Origin of the sequence: Sulfurimonas sp. HSL1-2 (assembly GCF_039645565.1) — a bacterium.
Classification (GTDB): Bacteria; Campylobacterota; Campylobacteria; order Campylobacterales; family Sulfurimonadaceae; genus Thiomicrolovo; species Thiomicrolovo zhangzhouensis.
The window spans coordinates 1,167,409-1,185,548 of the sequence record NZ_CP147914.1; the positions used below are offsets into that span (position 1 = coordinate 1,167,409).

Sequence of the window (18,140 nt, forward strand, 5' to 3'; positions counted from 1 at the left end):
AGCGGCCATGAAACTGCAGCTATATAAAACCATGTGGGGATTCGAAGGGGACTTCGAGACCGCCTGCGCCGAAGCCTCTGCGGCCGGCTTTGCCGGCATCGAAGGTCCGGCACCCGAGTCCTCCTCCCAGCGTGCCTACTGGAAGAAGTGCCTGGAGCAGTACAACCTGCACTATATCGCAGAGGCGGTCACCGGCGGCGGTTACGTGCCGCAGCGCGATCTCGGTGTCGAAGGGCACCTGGACGACCTTAACGCGATCCTCTCCCGCAGTGCCGAACTCTCCCCGCGTTTCGTGACCTGCATCGGCGGGCTGGACGCCTGGAGCGAAGCGGAGAGTCTGCGCTTTTTCACCGAGGGGATGAAACTGGCGGAGCGGTACGGAGTGCAGATCAGTTTCGAGACCCACCGCAGCCGGAGCCTTTTCAATCCCTGGGTAACGCGGCGCATCGTCGAAGCGCTCCCGGAGATCGCGCTCACGCTCGATATCAGCCACTGGTGCGTCGTCTGCGAACGGCAGATGGACAGCGAACCCGAAGCGATCAACGCGATCGTGCCGAACGTGATGCATATCCATGCCCGCGTCGGTTACGACCAGGGGCCGCAGGTACCGCATCCCGCGGCGCCGGAGTACGCCTATGCGCTCAAAGCGCATCAGGGGGTCTGGGAACAGGTCTGGGACAGCCAGCGCCGCCGCGGTTTCGGGTTTACAACGATGACGCCGGAGTTCGGCCCCGACGGCTACCTCCACACGCTCCCCTTTACCAAGGCGCCGGTTGCCGATCTTTGGGAGATCAACCAGTGGATGGGCGAAACGGAACGCTTCTACTTTCAGCGTCACAAAGTAAAGGCCGTGGTATGAGTTCACATCTCCCCGTCGTCGTGCTGCTCGGCGCATCGGTCCTCTGGGGGCTTACCTGGCTGCCGCTCAAACAGATCAACGGCATGGGGATCGACGGCATCGCACTGACGATGGGTGCCTACGGTATCCTCGCCCTTCTGCTGACGCCGCTGCTTATGGCGCAGTTCTCGCAGTGGCGCCAACACAAACGTGCTATGGCGATGATCCTGCTCTTCGGCGGGGGCGCGAATCTTGCGTTTACCTATGCCCTCATCAACGGCGAGGTGATCCGAGTGATGGTGCTCTTCTACCTGCTGCCCGTCTGGGGCGTGCTTGGCGGGAAGTTCTTCCTGCGCGAAGGCGTCGACCTCTGGCGCTGGCTCGGTGCCGCGCTGGCGGTCACGGGCGCCTTCGTTATTCTCGGCGGGTTTGATGCCCTCGGCGGGGCCCCGTCGTGGATCGACCTGATCGCGCTGCTCTCGGGCCTGCTGTTTGCGATGAACAACCTGGTCTTCCGTGCCGCGGCAGAGGTCCCGGTCGGTTCGAAGATCACGGTGATGTTCTACGGCTGTCTGATCCTGGCAGGGGCGCTGCTCGGCCTGGGCGTGGAGCAACTCCCCTATGATGCGGACGCCGACGCATGGCTCGCCCTGGCGGCCTACGCGGTGCTGTGGCTGCTGCTGGCCAACATCGGTTCGCAGTGGGGCGTTTCGCATATGGAAGCGGGGCGCTCCTCCATCATTATTATCATGGAGCTGATCACCGCGGTTATCTCCGCGACGCTCATTGCGGGCGAGCGGATGGACGCCATGGAGATGATCGGCGGCGTGCTGATCCTTGCTGCGGCGCTGATCGAGGCGCTGCGTACGAAAGAAGATGATCTTCCCGAGACGACGTTTTAAGAAAGGAATACATTATGACGATTTCACAACTTTTGAACGACTATAAAAGCGGTACAACGACCCCGCGCGAAGTGATGGCACAGATACGTGCGCTTATCGCGGAGCATGCGGAAAACCCTATTTTCATCCATGCGCTGAGCGAGGCGGAGACCGAACCTTACCTCGAGCGCCTTGAAAGGGTGAGTCCTGGTTCCCTGCCGCTCTACGGCGTCCCCTTTGCGATCAAGGACAACATCGACCTCGCCGGGGTCCCGACGACGGCGGCCTGTCCGGCCTACCGCTACGTTCCGGAAGCCTCCGCTTTCGTTGTCGAACGGCTGATCGAAGCGGGGGCGATCCCCGTGGGCAAAGCCAACCTCGACCAGTTTGCGACGGGGCTTGTGGGGACGCGTTCGCCTTATGGGGCCTGCCGCAACAGTATCGATCCTTCCTATATCTCCGGAGGCTCCAGTTCCGGGAGTGCCGTCAGCGTCGCGCTGGAAATGGCGGCCTTCTCCCTGGGAACGGATACGGCGGGATCGGGCCGCGTACCGGCGGCCTTTAACAACCTCGTGGGGGTCAAGCCCTCCAAGGGGGTTCTGAGCACCTCCGGTGTCGTGCCGGCGTGCCGCAGCCTCGATTGTGTCTCAATCTTTGCCCTCAACACCGATGACGCGCAGGCTGTCTTTGATGTCGCCTGCGCCTTTGACGCCGCAGACCCTTACAGCCGTAAGATGCCGGAGACAGCGGGTGCAGTGGAAAAAACGATGCGTTTTGCCGTGCCGCTGCCGTCCCAGCTGAAGTTCTTCGGGGACAGCGAGGCAGAAGCACTCTTCAGCGCCGCAGCGGCACGTTTCGAATCTATGGGGTATACGGCGATAGAAACCGATTTCTCGCCGATGCTCGACGCGGCAAATCTGCTCTATTCTGGTCCCTGGGTCGCGGAGCGCTATATTGCGGCCAAGCAGATCATGGACGAGCAGCCCGAAGAAGTGCTGGAGGTTACCCGTTCGATCATTGAGCAGGGTCGTGAGAAGAGCGCGGTGGACTATTTTGCCGCCGAGTACCGGCTCAAGGAGTACAAACGGCAGTCCGAGCTTGTACTCGAGGGGATGGATTTCGCGCTGACACCGACGACGGGAACCATCTACACCATCGAAGCGGTCAATGCCGACCCGGTGCAGCTCAATACGAACCTCGGCTACTACACGAACTTCATGAACCTGCTTGATTTCTCGGCCTATGCCGTGCCGGCCGGTTTCCGCAGCAACGGATTACCGTTCGGCGTCACGCTGTTTGGTGATGCCTTTGAGGACCGCCGTCTGATGGAGATCGGCAAAGCGTACGTGGAGGTGTCCCGTGGCTGAGACGATTAAGATCGCCGTCTGCGGTGCGCATATGCGCGGGCTGCCGCTCAATCACCAGCTGACTGCACTGGATGCAACCTTTGTCACTGCGACGAAAACGGCCAAAGGGTACCGCCTTTACGACGTGCCTGATAAGGTGCCGCCGCGTCCGGGGATGGTGCGCGACAGCGCAGCGCAGAGTGCCGTGACACTCGAGGTCTGGTCGATGCCGCTGGAACACTTCGGCGCTTTTATGGTCCAGATCGCTTCGCCGCTCTGTATCGGCACCGTGCTGCTTGAAGACGGTAGTGCCGTTTACGGCTTTTTATGCGAGTCGGATGCCCTCAAGGGTGCCGCGGAGATCACCGCCTTCGGCGGCTGGCGGGAGTACCTCGCTTCAAAGCAGGGCTGACGCCTTTTTTGGCAGAAGCTAAAACCAACTTTCTGGAGGTGGAAAAAATGAGATGAATAGAAAATATCCTATATATGATTAAAAAATAAACAATTAGACGGTTTAAAAATGTTAAACCGTTGCTAAAGTACTAAAGACATAAAGCAAGTCTATCTACCGATAAGGAAACATAATGAAAATGACAAAAATGAGTTTGATGGCAGCACTGCTCCTGGGAAGCAGCGCTTTTGCATTTGAAAATACAGAAGTGGGCGGGGATGCACGTTTCTTCTATTCGACTTTTGACGGTCACGGTGCCGATCTTTTCGGTAAGGCGACAAGCACTGCTGACTTCGGTGGCCGCCTGAGCATTACGACGGATATCGATGAGATCCTCTCCGCCGGTGCGACAGGGTATGCCGTCAGTACGCTGGGCCTTGATAAAGAGATTGCCAACAACGTATGGTCCGGTGCGCATATTGACAATGCGACAGGTGATTTTTATACGACGACCGGCTGGATCGGCGAAGCGTGGCTCTCTGCAAAACTGGGCAACACAGTCGCAAAAGCGGGCCGCATGGAACTCGATACGCCGCTGCTCTTTACGGAAACGTGGGGTATTACAGCGAACAACTTTGAAGCGGCGACGATCACCAATACGGATATCCCGGGTACGACGCTTGTCGGCGCATGGGTCGCGACAGGAAACGGTTACTCCCAGTTCCTGCTGACAGATACGAAAGGTGAGTTCACAACCATCGGTGACCAGGGTGCGATCGCTGTCGGTGCGATCAACAACTCATTTGAACCGCTGACGGCACAGGCGTGGTACTACGAACTGCCGGACACCGCGACGGCCTACTGGCTGCAGGCTGACCTCTCCATCGCCGGTATTGTCGCAGGTCTGCAGTATACGGACATCAACCCGAACGAGCTCATCTCCACGGCAGACGACTCCACGGCATTTGCGGCAAAACTGGGTTACGAAGGTGTCGAGAACCTCGGTATCTATGCATCCTACTCTACCACGGATAAGGACGGTGACCAGTATATCGGGAACATCGCAACCGCACCTGGCGAAGGGTGGGGTATGCAGTCCAAGCTCTACACGGAAGCGTGGTGGAACTTCGGTTACGTCGGTCTGCCGGGTACGGATGCCTACAATGTCACAGCGACCTACAGCCTGCCTGAAATCGCCGATCTCGGACTCTTCTACACGAACATCGACACCGATGGCGGAGCAGGTCTGACCTATTTTAAAAACAAGGTAAGCGAAGTCACCTTTACCGCGGCAAAATCGTTCGGCAAGCTTGATGCGCTCTTCGCGTATATCTATGCGGACGATGACGCTATCAACGACGGCGACGCCTACAACACGCTGCAGCTCTACCTCGTCTACAACTTCTAATTGAAGTGACGGACGCGCGCAGCGCGCGGCACATCTCCTTCACGCCCGGGGGGCTTCATTCTCCTCCCCCGGGCGTCCCTGCACACCTCTTTTTTCACGACCAAAGAAACATCGCCGAATCGACCCCGAGGATTTCCGCCTCGAAAACGCTGTCGCAGGCGCGTGAAGTCGCCCCGTAGCAGACATGCAGCGGCAGCAGGTGCTCCGCCCTGGGGTGGCAGTACCTGGCGTAGGGGGCATGCTCCCAGTTGATCAGCCGTTCGGTGCGTTCGCTCTCGATGAGCGCAGGGTCCGAGCAGGTTTTGATGAGCCAGTGCTTGAAGGCATCGTTCTTGTCCGTACGCTCCTGCGACGGCGTAAAGAACGCCTTCATGTTGTGAAACGAGAAGCCCGAGCCTACGACGAGGATGTTCTCGCGCGACAGCGATGCCAGCGCATTGCCCATGCGCAGATGCGCGGCAGGGTCCAGCCCTTTGACGAGCGACAGCTGTATGCAGGGGATATCCGCATCGGGGTACATGATCTTCAGCGGGACGAAAAGCCCGTGGTCGAAACCGCGGTCGTCGTCCAGGATCGACGCGATCCCGTGCTGCTGGAGGCACCAGTGCACCTCATCCGCCAGCGCCGGCATCCCGGGGGCGGGGTAGGCGATCTCGTAGGATTCGTCGGGAAAGCCGTAATAGTCATAGATGAGCTCGGGGGTGCTTCCGTGTGTGATCGTCGGTGTCACGGTCTCCCAGTGGGCACTGACGACGATGATGGCCGAGGGCTTCGGGATCGATGCCGCGACCCGTTTCAGGGCGACGACCATTTCGTCATGACTTTTGTCCCCCAGCAGCGGCAGCGGACCGCCGCCGTGCGACAGGTAAAGGACATGCAGGCTGCCCGAATCTTTCTTTGCCATAGGACGCTCCTTGCCTGGTAGCTGTGTGATTTCATTATAGCGCGGCCGGAAATACCGTTGTTTAACTGCGGAGACTAGCATTGCCCGTTCAGTCACTGTTTAACCGCGGAGATGCATAATGAAACATTATCGTGTGAAAAGGGGGGAAACGCCGCCCGGCATTATGCCGGAAGACGCAGTATAAACAGGCAGCCGCAAAGGAGGCCGCATGAAACGCATAGTAAACCAGTTCCGGCAGCACCGGCATGCGATCGAAATGTTTCTGCGCAACCGGGTGGAGGATGACAGGTTCAACTTTGAGGATGAATCGGGCATACGCGATGTTTTCAGTCATTTGCCTTTTTTGCAGATGATCTACCTGATCGGCCCCGACCTGAGGCAGACAAGTCCGAACTACTACCGGCGGGGCATGGACGTGTCGCGCATCGGTGCGGACAAAAGCCACTACTTTACCAATATCAGCCTGGAAAATTTCAATACCTACATGACGAGTCCCTATATTCACCACATCACCGGTAACTCCAGCGTCACCCTCGTGACAGCGGACGGGGAGGGGGGATTCGTCGTCTTCGATTTCAATCTGCTCAAACTGCTCGAAGCGCTGCGTCTGATCGAGCATAACTCCCGCTTTGAGCGTTTCAAGCTCATCGTGTATGCCCTGGGCGGGGCCACCCTGGTCGCGGTGTCGCTTTTTCTGATCCTCTACGGCGCGTATACGTTCGCCTACGTCTTCTTCCACACGGCTGAAGCCATGCTGCACGAGGTCTTTAAAGCGATCATCGCCATTACGCTGGGGATGGCCATCTTCGACCTGGCCAAAACGATCCTGGAGAACGAGGTGATGTATAAAAACGCCGGCCGGCAGCGGGAGGGGCAGTATACGCTGCTGGGCAAGTTCCTCGTCTCCATCATTATCGCCCTCTCCATCGAGTCGCTGATGGTCGTCTTCAAGATTACGCTGGGGGACTATACGGGAATGGGATACGGGTTCCTGCTGCTGCTGGGCGTGACACTGATGATCGTCGGTCTGGGGGTGTTCGACTACCTGACGACGCGCAGAGTGTCGGAGGAAGAGGAGAAGTGAAAGCTCACCCCTCGCGTTTGCGGTAGAACGCCGCTTTGAAGTCGCTCCAGCGCCCTTCGAGGATCGCTTCGCGCGCCTCGCGCATCAGGTTCAGGTAGTAGTGGAGGTTGTGAATGGAGGCGAGCCGGAAGTAGGTAAGCTCTTTCGCACGGTAGAGGTGGTTCAGGTAGGCACGGCTGTAGCGGCGGCAGGTGTAGCAGTCGCACTCGGGATCCACGGGCGCCTCGTCTAGCTTGTAGCGTGCCGCCTTGATGTTGATCTTCCCGAAGCTGGTGAAGAGTGTCGCGTTGCGGGCGTTGCGCGTCGGCATGACGCAGTCGAACATGTCGACGCCGCGGTCGATGTTCTCGATCAGGTCCTCGGGGGTGCCGACGCCCATGAGGTAGCGGGGCTTGTCGGTGGGCATGTACTGGACGGTGTGTGCAACGGTGTCGTACATATCCTCGTTCGCCTCGCCGACGGAGAGCCCGCCGATGGCGAAACCGTCGTAGTCGAGCGCACAGAGTTCGGTCGCGGATTTGGCGCGGAACTCCTTGTCGATTCCACCCTGGATGATGGCGAAGATGTTCTGGTCGACGCCGACACCCTCTTTCTGTTTTCGGCGGTGGTAGTCGATGGACTGCTGTGCCCACTGGGTCGTACGGTCGATGGAGAGGGCGATGCGCTCGCGCGTGGCGGGCAGGGCGACGAGGTCATCGAGGATCATCATGATGTCGCTGCCGAGGTTGTACTGGATGTCCAGCACCTTTTCGGGGGTGAAGTAGTGTTTGGAGCCGTCGATGTGGCTGCGGAACTCGATGCCGTTCTCATCGGCCTTGGAGATGTCGCTGAGACTGAAGGCCTGGAAGCCGCCGCTGTCGGTCAGAAAGCTGTTCGGGTAGGTCGTGAACTTGTGCAGTCCGCCGAGTTTGGCGACGCTGTCGTCCCCCGGGCGCAGGTACATGTGGTAAGTGTTGGCAAGGATGATCTTGGCGCCTAAAAGTTCGGCCATATCCTGCATGTCGAGCGCTTTGACGCTGCCGACCGTTCCTACGGGCATGAAGACCGGGGTCTGGATGGTGGAGTGGGCCGTTTCAATAGTGGCGGCGCGCGCGTTGCCGCTGGTCGCTTCGAGGGTAAATGTCATGGGCTTCTCTATGGAAATGAGGTGCGGAATTGTAACGCAATGCCCCTAAACACGCAGTTATGCTACAATGTCTGCCGATAATTTAAAGGGTACGCCATGCTCCATTCCGGCGACGCCCTTCCACCGCTGAAGAAAGAAGGTATTCGCACGGCCCGGGCATCCGTCCCGCGCCGTGACACATGACCATGAAAAAAATTCTCATCATCACGGATTGCACGATCGGCGAACATCTCGTCGAGCGGGCCATCGAAGCGTACTCCAAAGACAATCTCTACTACGTTATCCAGATGAAGGATCGTCAGTACGAGAAGGCCGGTCCGGACCGGTTCAAGTTCTTCACCTTCGATCCGACAAGCCGCTACAAGCTCAGCAATGTGCTGAAGATGGACTTCGTGCAGATCATGCTGGTGATGAGCAGCCGTCTGGACGCCGTAAACACCCTGGAAAACATCCGGGCGGAGAAACCGTCGGTGCGTGTCATTATGCTGGACCAGTGGGACCTCAAGATCGACGACCCGAATACCCTGACCATCGACGTCAACGACCAGCTCTCCGCCCGCCTCATCGACTACCTCCCCAATGTCCCCGTGATTGCCCAGAACGTCGGCATGGGGGAGGGCGAGGTGATGGAGGTGCTGGTCCCCTTCGGCAGCGCCTACGTCTACCGCCATGTCGGGGCGATCGAGCAGTCGCAGTGGCGCATCGCCGGCATCTACCGTGACCAGCGTCTCATCCTGCCCACGGAGCGCACACTGATCCACCCCAACGACCTGCTGCTGCTCGTCGGCGAACCGGACGTCCTTATCTCCATCTACCGTTCGTTCAAACGGGAGCTCGGACACTTCCCTGCACCCTACGGCAGCACCATCTACCTCTTCTTTGACATGGATGTCGACCGGGCCGAGGAGATCGTCCCGATGCTGCGCAAAACCATCTTTGTCCAGAAACGCCTCCGCCGCAAACTCTATATCCGCGTCACCAATCCGGGCGATCTGGATGCTCTGCGCGAGATCAAGCAGCTGCGCTCACCCGAGGTAGAGGTGATGATCGATTATGACCGCAAAGGCGAGGCCTACCTTCTCAGCAACGACAAACGCCATTTCCATGCAGGGTTTATCGTCGTTTCACGCAAGCTCTTCGGCACCGACGCCGTCCGCAAAGTGCTCTATGATCTCAAGGTCCCGGTGCTGAAAATGGCGTCGGGACAGATGCACAACGTCAAGCGCGCGGTCATGCTGCTCTCCGAATCCGAGGATGTCGAGAAGATTACCACCACAATGTTCGACATGGCGTCGCAGATGGAGTGGATGATCGAGCTGTTGGAGTATCAGCAGGACGAGAATGACTTCAAGGAGCAGGTGGAGCAGTACTATCAGAACCTCTCGGCGATCTTCTCGCAGTCCGTCTCCATCCGCAAAAGCACGGACAACCCCCTGCGCATCCTGAAAAAAGAGGACCGCTTCGTGCAGTGCATCCCCTTTTCAGAGACCGTCATGCAGCGGCCGATCCTCTCCCTTTTCTCCACGGATCTGCAGGGACTCTCATTCCACCTGGACCATTTCCACCAGCTTTTCATCCCGGTCCTCTAGGAAGCATGCCGCTTCAAGATGGGTGTAAGCCTCATTTAAGTATTATAAGTCACTAATTTTTTTTCGGATAGAGAATGACCGTAGACATCGATCTCAAAAAGACTATTGACACCTCCTACAAGATCTATATCGACGCGCTGCCTGCGCTCACCTTTGACAAAAAAGTCGCCGTCGTCACGAACCCGACGGTCTCCGGGCTGCACCTGGACTACCTGCTCGAACGCCTTAAAGCTCCGGCGGTGGAAGTGATCACGCTTCCCGACGGGGAGCAGTACAAGAACTGGGAGAGCATCGAGACGGTACTGGGCGCGCTTTTCGAGGCACGTTTCAACCGCAGTTCCGTCCTCATCGCCTTCGGCGGCGGCGTCATCGGCGATATGACCGGGTTCGCTGCCAGCATCTTCCAGCGCGGCATCGATTTTATCCAGATCCCGACGACGCTGCTCTCCCAGGTCGATGCCAGCGTCGGCGGTAAGACAGGGATCAACAACCGCTACGGCAAGAATCTTGTCGGTGCCTTCCACCAGCCCATCGCGGTTTACGCGGACCCGCACTTCCTCGAAACCCTCCCGCCGCGTGAATTCGCCGCGGGCGTTGCGGAGATCGTCAAGATGGCGGTCACCTTCGATGCGGACTTTTTCGCATGGCTGGAGAGTGCAGACCTCTCCCGTCCCGAACAGCTCGCCGAAGCGGTGGCACGTTCGGTTCAGACAAAGGCGTCCGTGGTCGCCCAGGACGAAAAAGAGCGCGGACTGCGCGCGGCGCTGAACTACGGGCATACCTTCGGACACGTCATCGAGAATGAAACGAACTATACGACCTACCTGCACGGTGAGACCGTCGCCATCGGCATGGTGATGGCCAACCGTCTGGCGCTCGAACTGGGCCTGATGGACGCCGTTGAAGCGGAACGGGTAGAGCGGCTGCTGGAGCGCTATGATCTGCCGGTCCGGTACGCCATTGCCGACGTCGAGGCGTTCTACGAAGCGTTCTTCCTCGACAAAAAAAGCGGTGACAACAGTATCACTTTCATCCTTCCCAACCACCTCGGCGGCGTCGTGATGCCCAACGACATCGCCCGCGACACGGTCATGAAAATCCTGCGCGGTTTTGCGGGGGATGCCCAATGATCAAGCGCATCGCCGGAACGCTTCTTTTTACCGCAATGCTGCTGCTTGGCGCTCCGGCTGCGTCGGCGGCAGATGCTCCGGTGCAGAAAGCTTCGAAACAGCAGAGCGCCGTTTCCTGGAACAGTGCCGTTGATGCGTATGCGCTTCGTCATGTCCTGCAGGAGCGTCTGGCGCAGATCGATGTGGCGCTGCAGAACCCGGAGACCGCAGGCAAGGCCGATGTCCTCCGCCGCCTGGAGCGCGAGCGTGAACGCCTGAAAACGGAACTGGGGCGTATCAATGCAGGCGCGGTAGCTGTCGTCGAATATTACGTCCAGCCCACGGGCGAACAGCTCTCCATCCATACCGACATGTACCGACGGTATGAATCGAAAGCTGCCGAACTTGAAACGCTCAAATCCGATCTCCAGATCAAGCAGAAAAGCCTCAATGCGCTTCTGGGGACGGCACGGGACTCCGCCGAAGTGCAGCAGTCCCTCAAGGTGAGCACCTTCGCCCTGGAGACGCTCAACCGCATCCAGCAGCGCATCGCCCACCTTTCCGATGCACGCCTGACACGCGTCAACGACCTGCGGAAGCAGGAGTCCGAGTTAAAAGACGAACTGGACAAAAGCAATATCTGGCAGAAGAGCTATACGGCCTACCTGACCTACCAGGATGTCAAGAAGGATCTTGCGGCGCTGCAGGAGCAGATCGACGCCATCGACCGTTCCGACGATACCGATGCCCAGACGGAGCAGCGCGACGCCATGCTGGCGAAGCAGAAGATCATGAGCGATCAGCTCTCCCTGCTGCAGTCGCACTCCGCGTCCCCGTTCGCGGACCTGCTCAAACCCGAAGAGATCGAGACCGCACCGGAGATCAGCAACCCCATCGATATTTTCGCCGGGGTCTCCTACAATAAAAAGGTGCGCGAACAGCTCAACGAATACATCAAGCGCGGCGACGAGCTCAAGCGCTACCTGCGGCTCCTGCTGGACGAACGCCAGCTCCTGGTGAGCCTGGCCGACGTCGACGAGAGTGAGGACTACGTCAAGAAGATCGGCAGTCTTGACTCCATGACGGACAAATACCAGACTGCCTACTCGACGCTGCAGGATACGGCGGACGTTTACGCCAAGCGTGTCGAGGAGATTGAGCTCAAGATCAACAAGGCGATCGAGGAGCAGCTCTTCAAGCTGGCCAATATCGGCGGCATCATCCTTTTCCTGCTCATCATCTTCTTCATCATGAAGCAGATCGCGAAGAAGTACATCAGCGACAACGAACGTTTCTACATGGCGAACAAGGTCATCACCTTCGCCAACGTCTCGCTGATCATCCTGGTCCTGCTCTTCAACTATATCGAGAACGTCAGTTACCTCGTCACCGTGCTCGGGTTCGCCTCCGCCGGTATCGCCATTGCGATGAAGGACTGGTTTATGAGCATGCTCGGGTGGCTCGTCATCGTTTTCGGCGGCTCCATCCACGTCGGGGACAGGGTCCGCGTCGACAAGGACGGCAAGCAGTATGTCGGGGATGTCCTCGATATCTCGCTCCTGCGGATCACGATCCTCGAGGACATTACGCTGACGACCTACATGCATAACCGCCGCGCAGGCCGGGTTATCTTCATCCCGAACAACTACATTTTCACGGAGATGATCGCCAACTACACCCACGTCTCGCTCAAGACGGTCTGGGACGGGATCGACATCACGGTCACCTTCGACTCGAACCACAAGAAGGCGCAGCTTATTGCCAAAGAGATCACGCGCAAATTCGCCAAAGGGTATACGGATATCACCCGCAACCAGCTCAACAAGCTGCGCAGCCGCTATAATCTCAAAAATACGAACGTCGAGCCGCGCATCTACGCTTTCGCGGAAGAGAACGGGATACGCATCAGCGCCTGGTACCTCACCAACGCCTACGCGACCCTGACGCTGCGAAGCACGATCTCCATGGAGATCCTCGATGCCTACGGCAAAGAAGAGGACATTACCATTGCCTACCCGACACAGCGTCTGCGTCTGCAGAACGAACCGCTGCCGCAGCCGAGGTCCCTGCCGGAAGAGGGCGAGCCGGTATGAAGCCCAAAGTCTATTTCAAAACCTTCGGCTGCCGGACCAATGTCTTCGATACGCAGGTGATGATGGGGCGGTTGCAGGATTTTGAAGTCACCGAGGATGAATCGGCGGCGGATATCGTCGTCGTCAACTCCTGTACGGTCACCAACGGGGCCGACACGGGCGTGCGGGGCTACATCAACGCCCAGGAGCGTGCGGGACGGACCGTGATGCTGACGGGGTGCGGCGCACATACCAAGGGCGAATCTCTCTTCGAAAAAGGGAAGGTCCAGGGGGTTTTCGGGCAGTCCGAGAAGGCGAAGATCAACGAACTGCTGCAGCGCAAGACCCGCTTCTACGAACTGGGCGACCTGGAGTTCATCGACAACAACGTCGTCGAGCAGTTCGTCGGCAAAAGCCGCGCCTTCATCAAGATCCAGGAGGGGTGCAGCTTCCGCTGCAGCTACTGCATCATCCCCTTCGTGCGCGGCGATGCGCGCAGCGTGGACGAGCAGGTGATCCTTGAACAGGTTGCCAAGCTGGCCGCGAACGGTTTCGGCGAGTTTATCCTCACGGGGACGAATATCGGCAGCTACGGGCAGGGGGAGAACCGATCCATCGCGACCCTGCTGCAGAAGATGAGCCTCATCCGCGGCGTTCGCCGCATCCGACTGGGATCGCTCGAACCGGTACAGATCACCGACGCGTTCAAGGAACTCCTGGACGAGCCGTGGCTGGAACGCCACCTCCATATCGCTCTGCAGCACACCTCGAAAGAGATGCTCAAACTGATGAACCGCCGCAACAAGTTCGACGAGGACCTGAAGCTCTTTTCCGAACTGGCCGCGAAAGGGTTCGCGCTGGGTACGGACTTCATCGTCGGGCACCCCGGCGAGACGCAGGAGCGCTGGGACGAGGCGTGGAGACACCTGCAGCAGCTGCCGCTGACACACGTGCACGCCTTTACCTACTCCAAGCGCGACGGTACCCCTTCGGCGACGATGAAACCCGAGATCAGCGGGGCTGTCGCCAAGGAGCGGCTTGCACAGCTGACGGCCCTGGTGGACGCCAACAACCTCGCGTTCCGCCGCGAACACTGCACGGACCTGGACGTGCTCGTCGAGTCCGTGACGGAAGACGGCCGCTACCAAGGGTACGACCAGTACTACAACAAGATCCTCATCGACAGCGAGGCCGATCTCGAGGGTAACTGGATCCGGATCGAATCCGCCACGGCCGAAGAGGAGTACAACCATGCAGTCGTCTGACAAAGCCAAGTGGATCATCGCCGCCTCGGCGGTGCTGCTCATTGCACTGACCCTTTTTGCGTTCCTGCGCGATACCACCAAGCCGATCAGCCGTGATCAGCTTAACACGCTGATCGCCTCGGGCGATCTGAAGCAGGTCGTCGAACGGGAAAGCTCCTACCTGCTGCGCAGCGCCGAGGGGCGTTTCAGCATCATCAAGTCCCAGGTGCCCGCCGGGACATTCGATGCCTACGTTGTCAAAACAGAGGAGGGCGGTGCCGTCGTCATCGCCATTCTGAGCCTTATCATTATTTTGGGGGCGGCTTCGCTGCTGCTGCGCTACTGGATGAAGCACCGCCGCTTCCCGGGTGCATCGGTTAGGTCGGCACAGGTGGCGGGTGCGCCGGAACAGACCTACCGCGTCCAGCCGGTCGTCTCCGACGTGACGTTCAGCGACATCGGCGGCATCAGCGACGTCAAGGAGGAGCTTGAAGAGATCATCGATTTCCTCAAGAATCCCCAGCGCTACCGCAGTTTCGGGGCGCGTCTGCCCAAGGGTGTCCTGCTGGTCGGCCCTCCTGGTGTCGGTAAGACGATGATCGCCAAGGCTGTTGCCGCCGAAGCGAATGCGCCGTTTTACTATCAGAGCGCCTCTTCCTTCGTACACATCTATGTCGGGATGGGGGCCAAACGGGTCAGCGAGCTCTTCCGTGCCGCCGCGTCCAACGCCCCGGCCATCATCTTTATCGACGAGATCGACGCCGTCGGCAAGATTCGCGAGGGGGGCGGCAACGAGGAGCGCGAAGCGACCCTGAACCAGCTGCTGACCGAGATGGACGGCTTTACGGACTCCAGCGGCATCATCGTCATCGCCGCGACGAACAAGATCGAGGTGCTCGACCCGGCCCTGCTGCGTGCCGGCCGCTTCGACCGTCGTATCTTCGTTGATCTCCCGACGCCTGCCGAACGTGAAGCGATCATCGCCAAATACCTGGAGAAGATCCCCCACAGCGTCGATGCGAAAGCGATCGCGGAGATCACCGTCGGTTTCAACGGGGCGGCACTGGCGGCACTGGTGAACGAAGCGGCGCTGCACTCCCTGCGCCACCGCCAGATCCATGTCCGCATGGAGGACATCCTGGCCGTCAAGGACAAGGTTGCCTACGGCAAGAAACGTCTGCCGATTCTCAACGACGAACAGAAAGAGTGCCGGGCGACCTACCTGGCCGCCAAGGCCGTGGCCGCCACCTGGTTTGACCTTCCTTTTGAAAAAGTCATGCTGGGGTCGGAGAGCATCCGTCCCGCCCTCTCCGAACCGCTCATGCGCCACGAAATCGAGTCGCATGTCCGCATGCTGCTTGCCGGCAAGATCATGTGCGACATCCGCTACCGCGAACACACTTCCAGCGCCAAGGATGACATCAATGCCGCACTGACACTGGCCAAAGCGATGCTCTTCGAGTACGGTATGGGTGATTCGCTGCTGCCGCCGCAGGAGGCACTGCCGCAGATGCTTGAACGCCTCGAGACGGAGACGCGGGCACTGCTGGAGGGTAAAACGGCCCTGGTGGACGGCATCGTCGACGTGCTGCTCGAGCGCGAAAGCATCTCCAAAGAGGAGATCAAAGCCCGGATCGATGCGGTTTTATAGCGGTTTCTGCCTCAAAGACGAATCGGCCTTCTTCGCACCGTGGTTGCTGCAAAACGACTTCACGGTCGCGGGGTTCAGCTACGGGGCCATCAAGGCGCTCTACGGCGTCCTGCAGAGCGAGCGGCGCATCGACACGCTGCAGCTCTTTTCCCCGGCCTATTTCTGCAATAAGCCCGACAGTTTCAAGCGGCTGCAAATGAAGGGGTACAAGCGCGACAGCGCGGCGTACCGCGCGCGTTTTATCGAGAGCTGTTTTGCGCCGTATCCTGTCCGCGACGTTACCGTCTACGACGAGGGTGAAGAGGCGCTCGAAGAGCTGCTGGGATTCCCCTGGCCCGAAAAGCTGCTGCGTGAGCTGAACGAACGCGGGGTGCATATCGAGGTCTACCTCGGCGGAAAAGACGCCGTCATCGATGCCGATGCGGCCCGGGCGTTCTTCAACCCCTACGCGACTATATACTATTTTAAAGAGTACAACCACTTTTTGCAAGGAGCATAATATGAGCAATATCAAAATCGGTGTCATCACCGCCTCTGACCGCGCCAGCGCCGGTATCTACGAAGACATCTCAGGCATGGCAATCCAGGAGACGATGACGGCGTACCTCACGAGCAGTTTCGAGATCGAATACCGCTGCATCCCCGACGATCAGGAGACGATCGAAGCGACGATGAAAGAACTCTGCGACGAAGCGGGCTGCTGCCTCGTCGTCACGACGGGCGGAACCGGCCCCGCCCCCCGCGACGTCACCCCGGAAGCGACGGAGAACGTCTGCGACAAGATGATGCCGGGCTTCGGCGAGCTGATGCGCCAGGTGAGCCTGCAGTACGTCCCGACGGCGATTCTATCGCGCCAGACGGCGGGCATCCGCGGCAAGTCTCTCATTATCAACCTCCCGGGCAAACCGAAATCCATCCGCGAGTGCCTTGACGCCGTCTTCCCGGCCGTGCCGTACTGCATCGACCTGATCGGCGGCCCTTACCTCGTCACTGACGAGAGCGTCATCAAGACCTTCCGCCCGAAGGCGAAATAGACGCGGAGAGCCCCTTGCATTTGGAGGACGGCTTTTCCTCTGTTTGATTGATGCACACTCGTTGTGGCTTCTGCAACAGCAGAAAGTAGAAGATAAAGCCGATAGGGAGAAAGAAAAGCAGCGCGGCAGTACCTTGTATGGAGTTTGTTAGGCATAGTATCTAATGACTACCGTCACCAGCATACCCAATAGGAATGATGAAAAGGTTATTATGAGCCTGAACCCCACCATTGGTGTAAACAGGTTCTCCGGTCTGAGCATATGCGAAATTGCGGCATCAACTTTGCCGACCAGATAACCGGATGAGAATAGTGCAATGACGGATGCGTACTCTGCAAACTCAGCTTTTTGTCCTGCGGTATAAGGGGTGAGAAAAATCCCGACCACCCATCCAATCGCACCACCGAGAATCACCAGCCCAAGATTGATGGGCACGTCTGACGGTTCTTTCTTGACCCTAGTCGACAACCAGCCTATCAGTGCATATACAGACAAGATGACTATACCGCTCATTATTAGTTTGATGTTCATATCTTTCCTTTTGTATAACGTTGAAAATGGGCAATCAAAAAGCTACCTGTGGGTTTTTGATTGGATTCCTCTGATTTGTTGATCTATGTATGACAAGCTTGTTCATTTTTACGTAATTCATCAGTTGGAATGGTGTAAATAGGGGGTAGTTTAGTATTTTTACTTGTTAACTATTTTGCCCAGACTCCCCTCAACAATTTCACCTGCTGAGTTTTCGAGCCAAACACTGGAACCGGACTCGGACAGTTTTCCTCTAACAGTATATGTTTCGCCGGCTTCCGGCGTAAATATAAACTCTTTGATTATACTCATGTCGTCTCCGAAAAGCAGTTGTGCATCTGTCGGAAAAAACACCAATCCTTTCAAAGTCAATTTTTGCTTTTTGGACATTACTTCTCTAGAAACCATGCTGGGAGTGAAGCGCATGCCCTGGCCATAGTTATCCATACGTGTTTTTCCCCAGCTTTGCTGAACATGATTGTCATCAATTTTATAGAGTAAGAAGAAATGTGCACTGGTGTCCTCTTTATTCGTAAAAGAGTCATTGATAGTCGATGTATTGCCATTATAGTTGTCGGGTATTGGTTGATAGGTAGAAAGACACCCTGAAAGCACTACGGCTAAAACCGTTATTACTATTATTTTCATTGCTTCTCCTGCACTGTAAAGCTGATGCAGTGACTGTTTATCAGCAGACATATTTGTGTACTATAGAGCATTTTTATTTAGAGATTACTGTAGTAAATAAAACAAAATAACATTAATTGTATTTAATGTGATATTTGAGCGAGAATAATACTGCAAGATGAATTATGGTTTTCGGTAAATGATAGTACCTTCTCTTGTACAGCAATGTACCAACCAATGGATTTACAGACAGTTTGGATGTTAAATAATTTTATGGGGGAAGCACCATGTGGGGAGCGAAGGAA

At 57.5% G+C, this 18,140-nt stretch carries 17 protein-coding genes; 13 read left to right on the forward strand and 4 right to left on the reverse strand.

Annotated features, from left to right (window positions below; all coding sequences use genetic code 11):
• Positions 1–7: 7 nt before the first annotated feature.
• From WCX18_RS05950 to WCX18_RS05970, 5 genes are all read left to right on the forward strand, one after another.
• Positions 8–859: a TIM barrel protein gene (locus tag WCX18_RS05950; RefSeq protein WP_345990563.1), complete on the forward strand. Its 852-nt coding sequence runs from the start codon at positions 8–10 to the stop codon at positions 857–859.
• A complete protein-coding gene (locus WCX18_RS05955) occupies positions 856–1,740 on the forward strand; it encodes a DMT family transporter (RefSeq protein ID WP_345990566.1) in 885 nt (294 codons plus the stop codon). Before WCX18_RS05950 ends, WCX18_RS05955 begins: the two co-directional genes overlap by 4 nt.
• 14 nt (positions 1,741–1,754) lie before the next feature.
• Positions 1,755–3,086 carry an allophanate hydrolase gene (atzF, locus tag WCX18_RS05960; protein ID WP_345990568.1) on the forward strand — a complete coding sequence of 444 codons (1,332 nt, stop codon included), beginning with the start codon at positions 1,755–1,757 and terminating at the stop codon, positions 3,084–3,086.
• Positions 3,079–3,477, forward strand: coding sequence for a hypothetical protein (locus WCX18_RS05965; RefSeq protein WP_345990569.1), 399 nt, complete (start codon positions 3,079–3,081; stop codon positions 3,475–3,477). Before atzF ends, WCX18_RS05965 begins: the two co-directional genes overlap by 8 nt.
• 172 nt (positions 3,478–3,649) lie before the next feature.
• Positions 3,650–4,864 carry a hypothetical protein gene (locus WCX18_RS05970; protein WP_345990571.1) on the forward strand — a complete coding sequence of 405 codons (1,215 nt, stop codon included), beginning with the start codon at positions 3,650–3,652 and terminating at the stop codon, positions 4,862–4,864.
• A 94-nt stretch (positions 4,865–4,958) separates the two neighbouring features.
• Here the strand turns inward: WCX18_RS05970 and WCX18_RS05975 are convergent, their stop codons facing one another.
• The gene (locus WCX18_RS05975; RefSeq protein WP_345990573.1) at positions 4,959–5,768 is read right to left on the reverse strand and encodes a class III extradiol ring-cleavage dioxygenase; all 810 of its coding nucleotides are present in this window, start codon (positions 5,766–5,768) and stop codon (positions 4,959–4,961) included.
• A gap of 208 nt (positions 5,769–5,976) precedes the next feature.
• Here WCX18_RS05975 and WCX18_RS05980 point away from each other — a divergent pair, with 208 nt between their 5' ends.
• Positions 5,977–6,852 (forward strand): hypothetical protein, encoded by an 876-nt coding sequence (locus tag WCX18_RS05980; protein WP_345990575.1) that lies wholly within the window; start codon positions 5,977–5,979, stop codon positions 6,850–6,852.
• 4 nt (positions 6,853–6,856) lie between these two features.
• On the opposite strand, the gene tgt is transcribed toward WCX18_RS05980, so the two are convergent.
• Complete coding sequence (gene tgt / locus WCX18_RS05985) at positions 6,857–7,978, reverse strand: tRNA guanosine(34) transglycosylase Tgt (protein WP_345990576.1); 1,122 nt, start codon at positions 7,976–7,978, stop codon at positions 6,857–6,859.
• A 185-nt stretch (positions 7,979–8,163) separates the two neighbouring features.
• Between tgt and WCX18_RS05990 the strand changes: the two genes are divergently transcribed.
• From WCX18_RS05990 to mog, 7 genes are all read left to right on the forward strand, one after another.
• Positions 8,164–9,567 carry a TrkA C-terminal domain-containing protein gene (locus tag WCX18_RS05990; RefSeq protein WP_345990579.1) on the forward strand — a complete coding sequence of 468 codons (1,404 nt, stop codon included), beginning with the start codon at positions 8,164–8,166 and terminating at the stop codon, positions 9,565–9,567.
• Between the two features lie 74 nt (positions 9,568–9,641).
• Positions 9,642–10,697: a 3-dehydroquinate synthase gene (aroB, locus tag WCX18_RS05995; RefSeq protein ID WP_345990581.1), complete on the forward strand. Its 1,056-nt coding sequence runs from the start codon at positions 9,642–9,644 to the stop codon at positions 10,695–10,697.
• Entirely contained in the window at positions 10,694–12,769 is a 2,076-nt protein-coding gene (locus tag WCX18_RS06000) for a mechanosensitive ion channel domain-containing protein (protein WP_345990583.1), read from the forward strand. Before aroB ends, WCX18_RS06000 begins: the two co-directional genes overlap by 4 nt.
• Entirely contained in the window at positions 12,766–14,013 is a 1,248-nt protein-coding gene (mtaB, locus tag WCX18_RS06005) for a tRNA (N(6)-L-threonylcarbamoyladenosine(37)-C(2))-methylthiotransferase MtaB (protein WP_345990585.1), read from the forward strand. Before WCX18_RS06000 ends, mtaB begins: the two co-directional genes overlap by 4 nt.
• Positions 14,000–15,643: an AAA family ATPase gene (locus tag WCX18_RS06010; RefSeq protein ID WP_345990588.1), complete on the forward strand. Its 1,644-nt coding sequence runs from the start codon at positions 14,000–14,002 to the stop codon at positions 15,641–15,643. The genes mtaB and WCX18_RS06010 overlap by 14 nt, the downstream gene beginning before the upstream one ends.
• On the forward strand, positions 15,630–16,142 hold the full coding sequence (bioV, locus tag WCX18_RS06015) for a pimelyl-ACP methyl ester esterase BioV (protein ID WP_345990590.1): 513 nt from the start codon (positions 15,630–15,632) through the stop codon (positions 16,140–16,142). The genes WCX18_RS06010 and bioV overlap by 14 nt, the downstream gene beginning before the upstream one ends.
• A 1-nt stretch (position 16,143) precedes the next feature.
• Entirely contained in the window at positions 16,144–16,677 is a 534-nt protein-coding gene (mog, locus tag WCX18_RS06020) for a molybdopterin adenylyltransferase (protein WP_345990592.1), read from the forward strand.
• 147 nt (positions 16,678–16,824) lie between these two features.
• Here mog and WCX18_RS06025 read toward each other — a convergent pair whose 3' ends face one another.
• Together WCX18_RS06025 and WCX18_RS06030 are read right to left on the reverse strand one after the other, a co-directional pair.
• A complete protein-coding gene (locus tag WCX18_RS06025) occupies positions 16,825–17,208 on the reverse strand; it encodes a hypothetical protein (protein WP_345990594.1) in 384 nt (127 codons plus the stop codon).
• Between the two features lie 159 nt (positions 17,209–17,367).
• On the reverse strand, positions 17,368–17,907 hold the full coding sequence (locus WCX18_RS06030; protein WP_345990596.1) for a hypothetical protein: 540 nt from the start codon (positions 17,905–17,907) through the stop codon (positions 17,368–17,370).
• Between the last annotated feature and the right edge of the window lie 233 nt (positions 17,908–18,140).

Bases quoted from the DNA above. Each gene is read 5' to 3' on its own strand.
- WCX18_RS06030 (WP_345990596.1), bottom strand. From the start codon at position 17,907: ATGTCTGCTGATAAACAGTCACTGCATCAGCTTTACAGTGCAGGAGAA.
- tgt (WP_345990576.1), bottom strand. From the start codon at position 7,978: ATGACATTTACCCTCGAAGCGACCAGCGGCAACGCGCGCGCCGCCACT.
- WCX18_RS06025 (WP_345990594.1), bottom strand. From the start codon at position 17,208: ATGAACATCAAACTAATAATGAGCGGTATAGTCATCTTGTCTGTATAT.
- atzF (WP_345990568.1), top strand. From the start codon at position 1,755: ATGACGATTTCACAACTTTTGAACGACTATAAAAGCGGTACAACGACC.
- WCX18_RS05980 (WP_345990575.1), top strand. From the start codon at position 5,977: ATGAAACGCATAGTAAACCAGTTCCGGCAGCACCGGCATGCGATCGAA.
- mtaB (WP_345990585.1), top strand. From the start codon at position 12,766: ATGAAGCCCAAAGTCTATTTCAAAACCTTCGGCTGCCGGACCAATGTC.
- WCX18_RS05990 (WP_345990579.1), top strand. From the start codon at position 8,164: ATGAAAAAAATTCTCATCATCACGGATTGCACGATCGGCGAACATCTC.
- mog (WP_345990592.1), top strand. From the start codon at position 16,144: ATGAGCAATATCAAAATCGGTGTCATCACCGCCTCTGACCGCGCCAGC.
- bioV (WP_345990590.1), top strand. From the start codon at position 15,630: ATGCGGTTTTATAGCGGTTTCTGCCTCAAAGACGAATCGGCCTTCTTC.
- aroB (WP_345990581.1), top strand. From the start codon at position 9,642: ATGACCGTAGACATCGATCTCAAAAAGACTATTGACACCTCCTACAAG.
- WCX18_RS05975 (WP_345990573.1), bottom strand. From the start codon at position 5,768: ATGGCAAAGAAAGATTCGGGCAGCCTGCATGTCCTTTACCTGTCGCAC.
- WCX18_RS05950 (WP_345990563.1), top strand. From the start codon at position 8: ATGAAACTGCAGCTATATAAAACCATGTGGGGATTCGAAGGGGACTTC.
- WCX18_RS06010 (WP_345990588.1), top strand. From the start codon at position 14,000: ATGCAGTCGTCTGACAAAGCCAAGTGGATCATCGCCGCCTCGGCGGTG.
- WCX18_RS05970 (WP_345990571.1), top strand. From the start codon at position 3,650: ATGAAAATGACAAAAATGAGTTTGATGGCAGCACTGCTCCTGGGAAGC.
- WCX18_RS06000 (WP_345990583.1), top strand. From the start codon at position 10,694: ATGATCAAGCGCATCGCCGGAACGCTTCTTTTTACCGCAATGCTGCTG.
- WCX18_RS05955 (WP_345990566.1), top strand. From the start codon at position 856: ATGAGTTCACATCTCCCCGTCGTCGTGCTGCTCGGCGCATCGGTCCTC.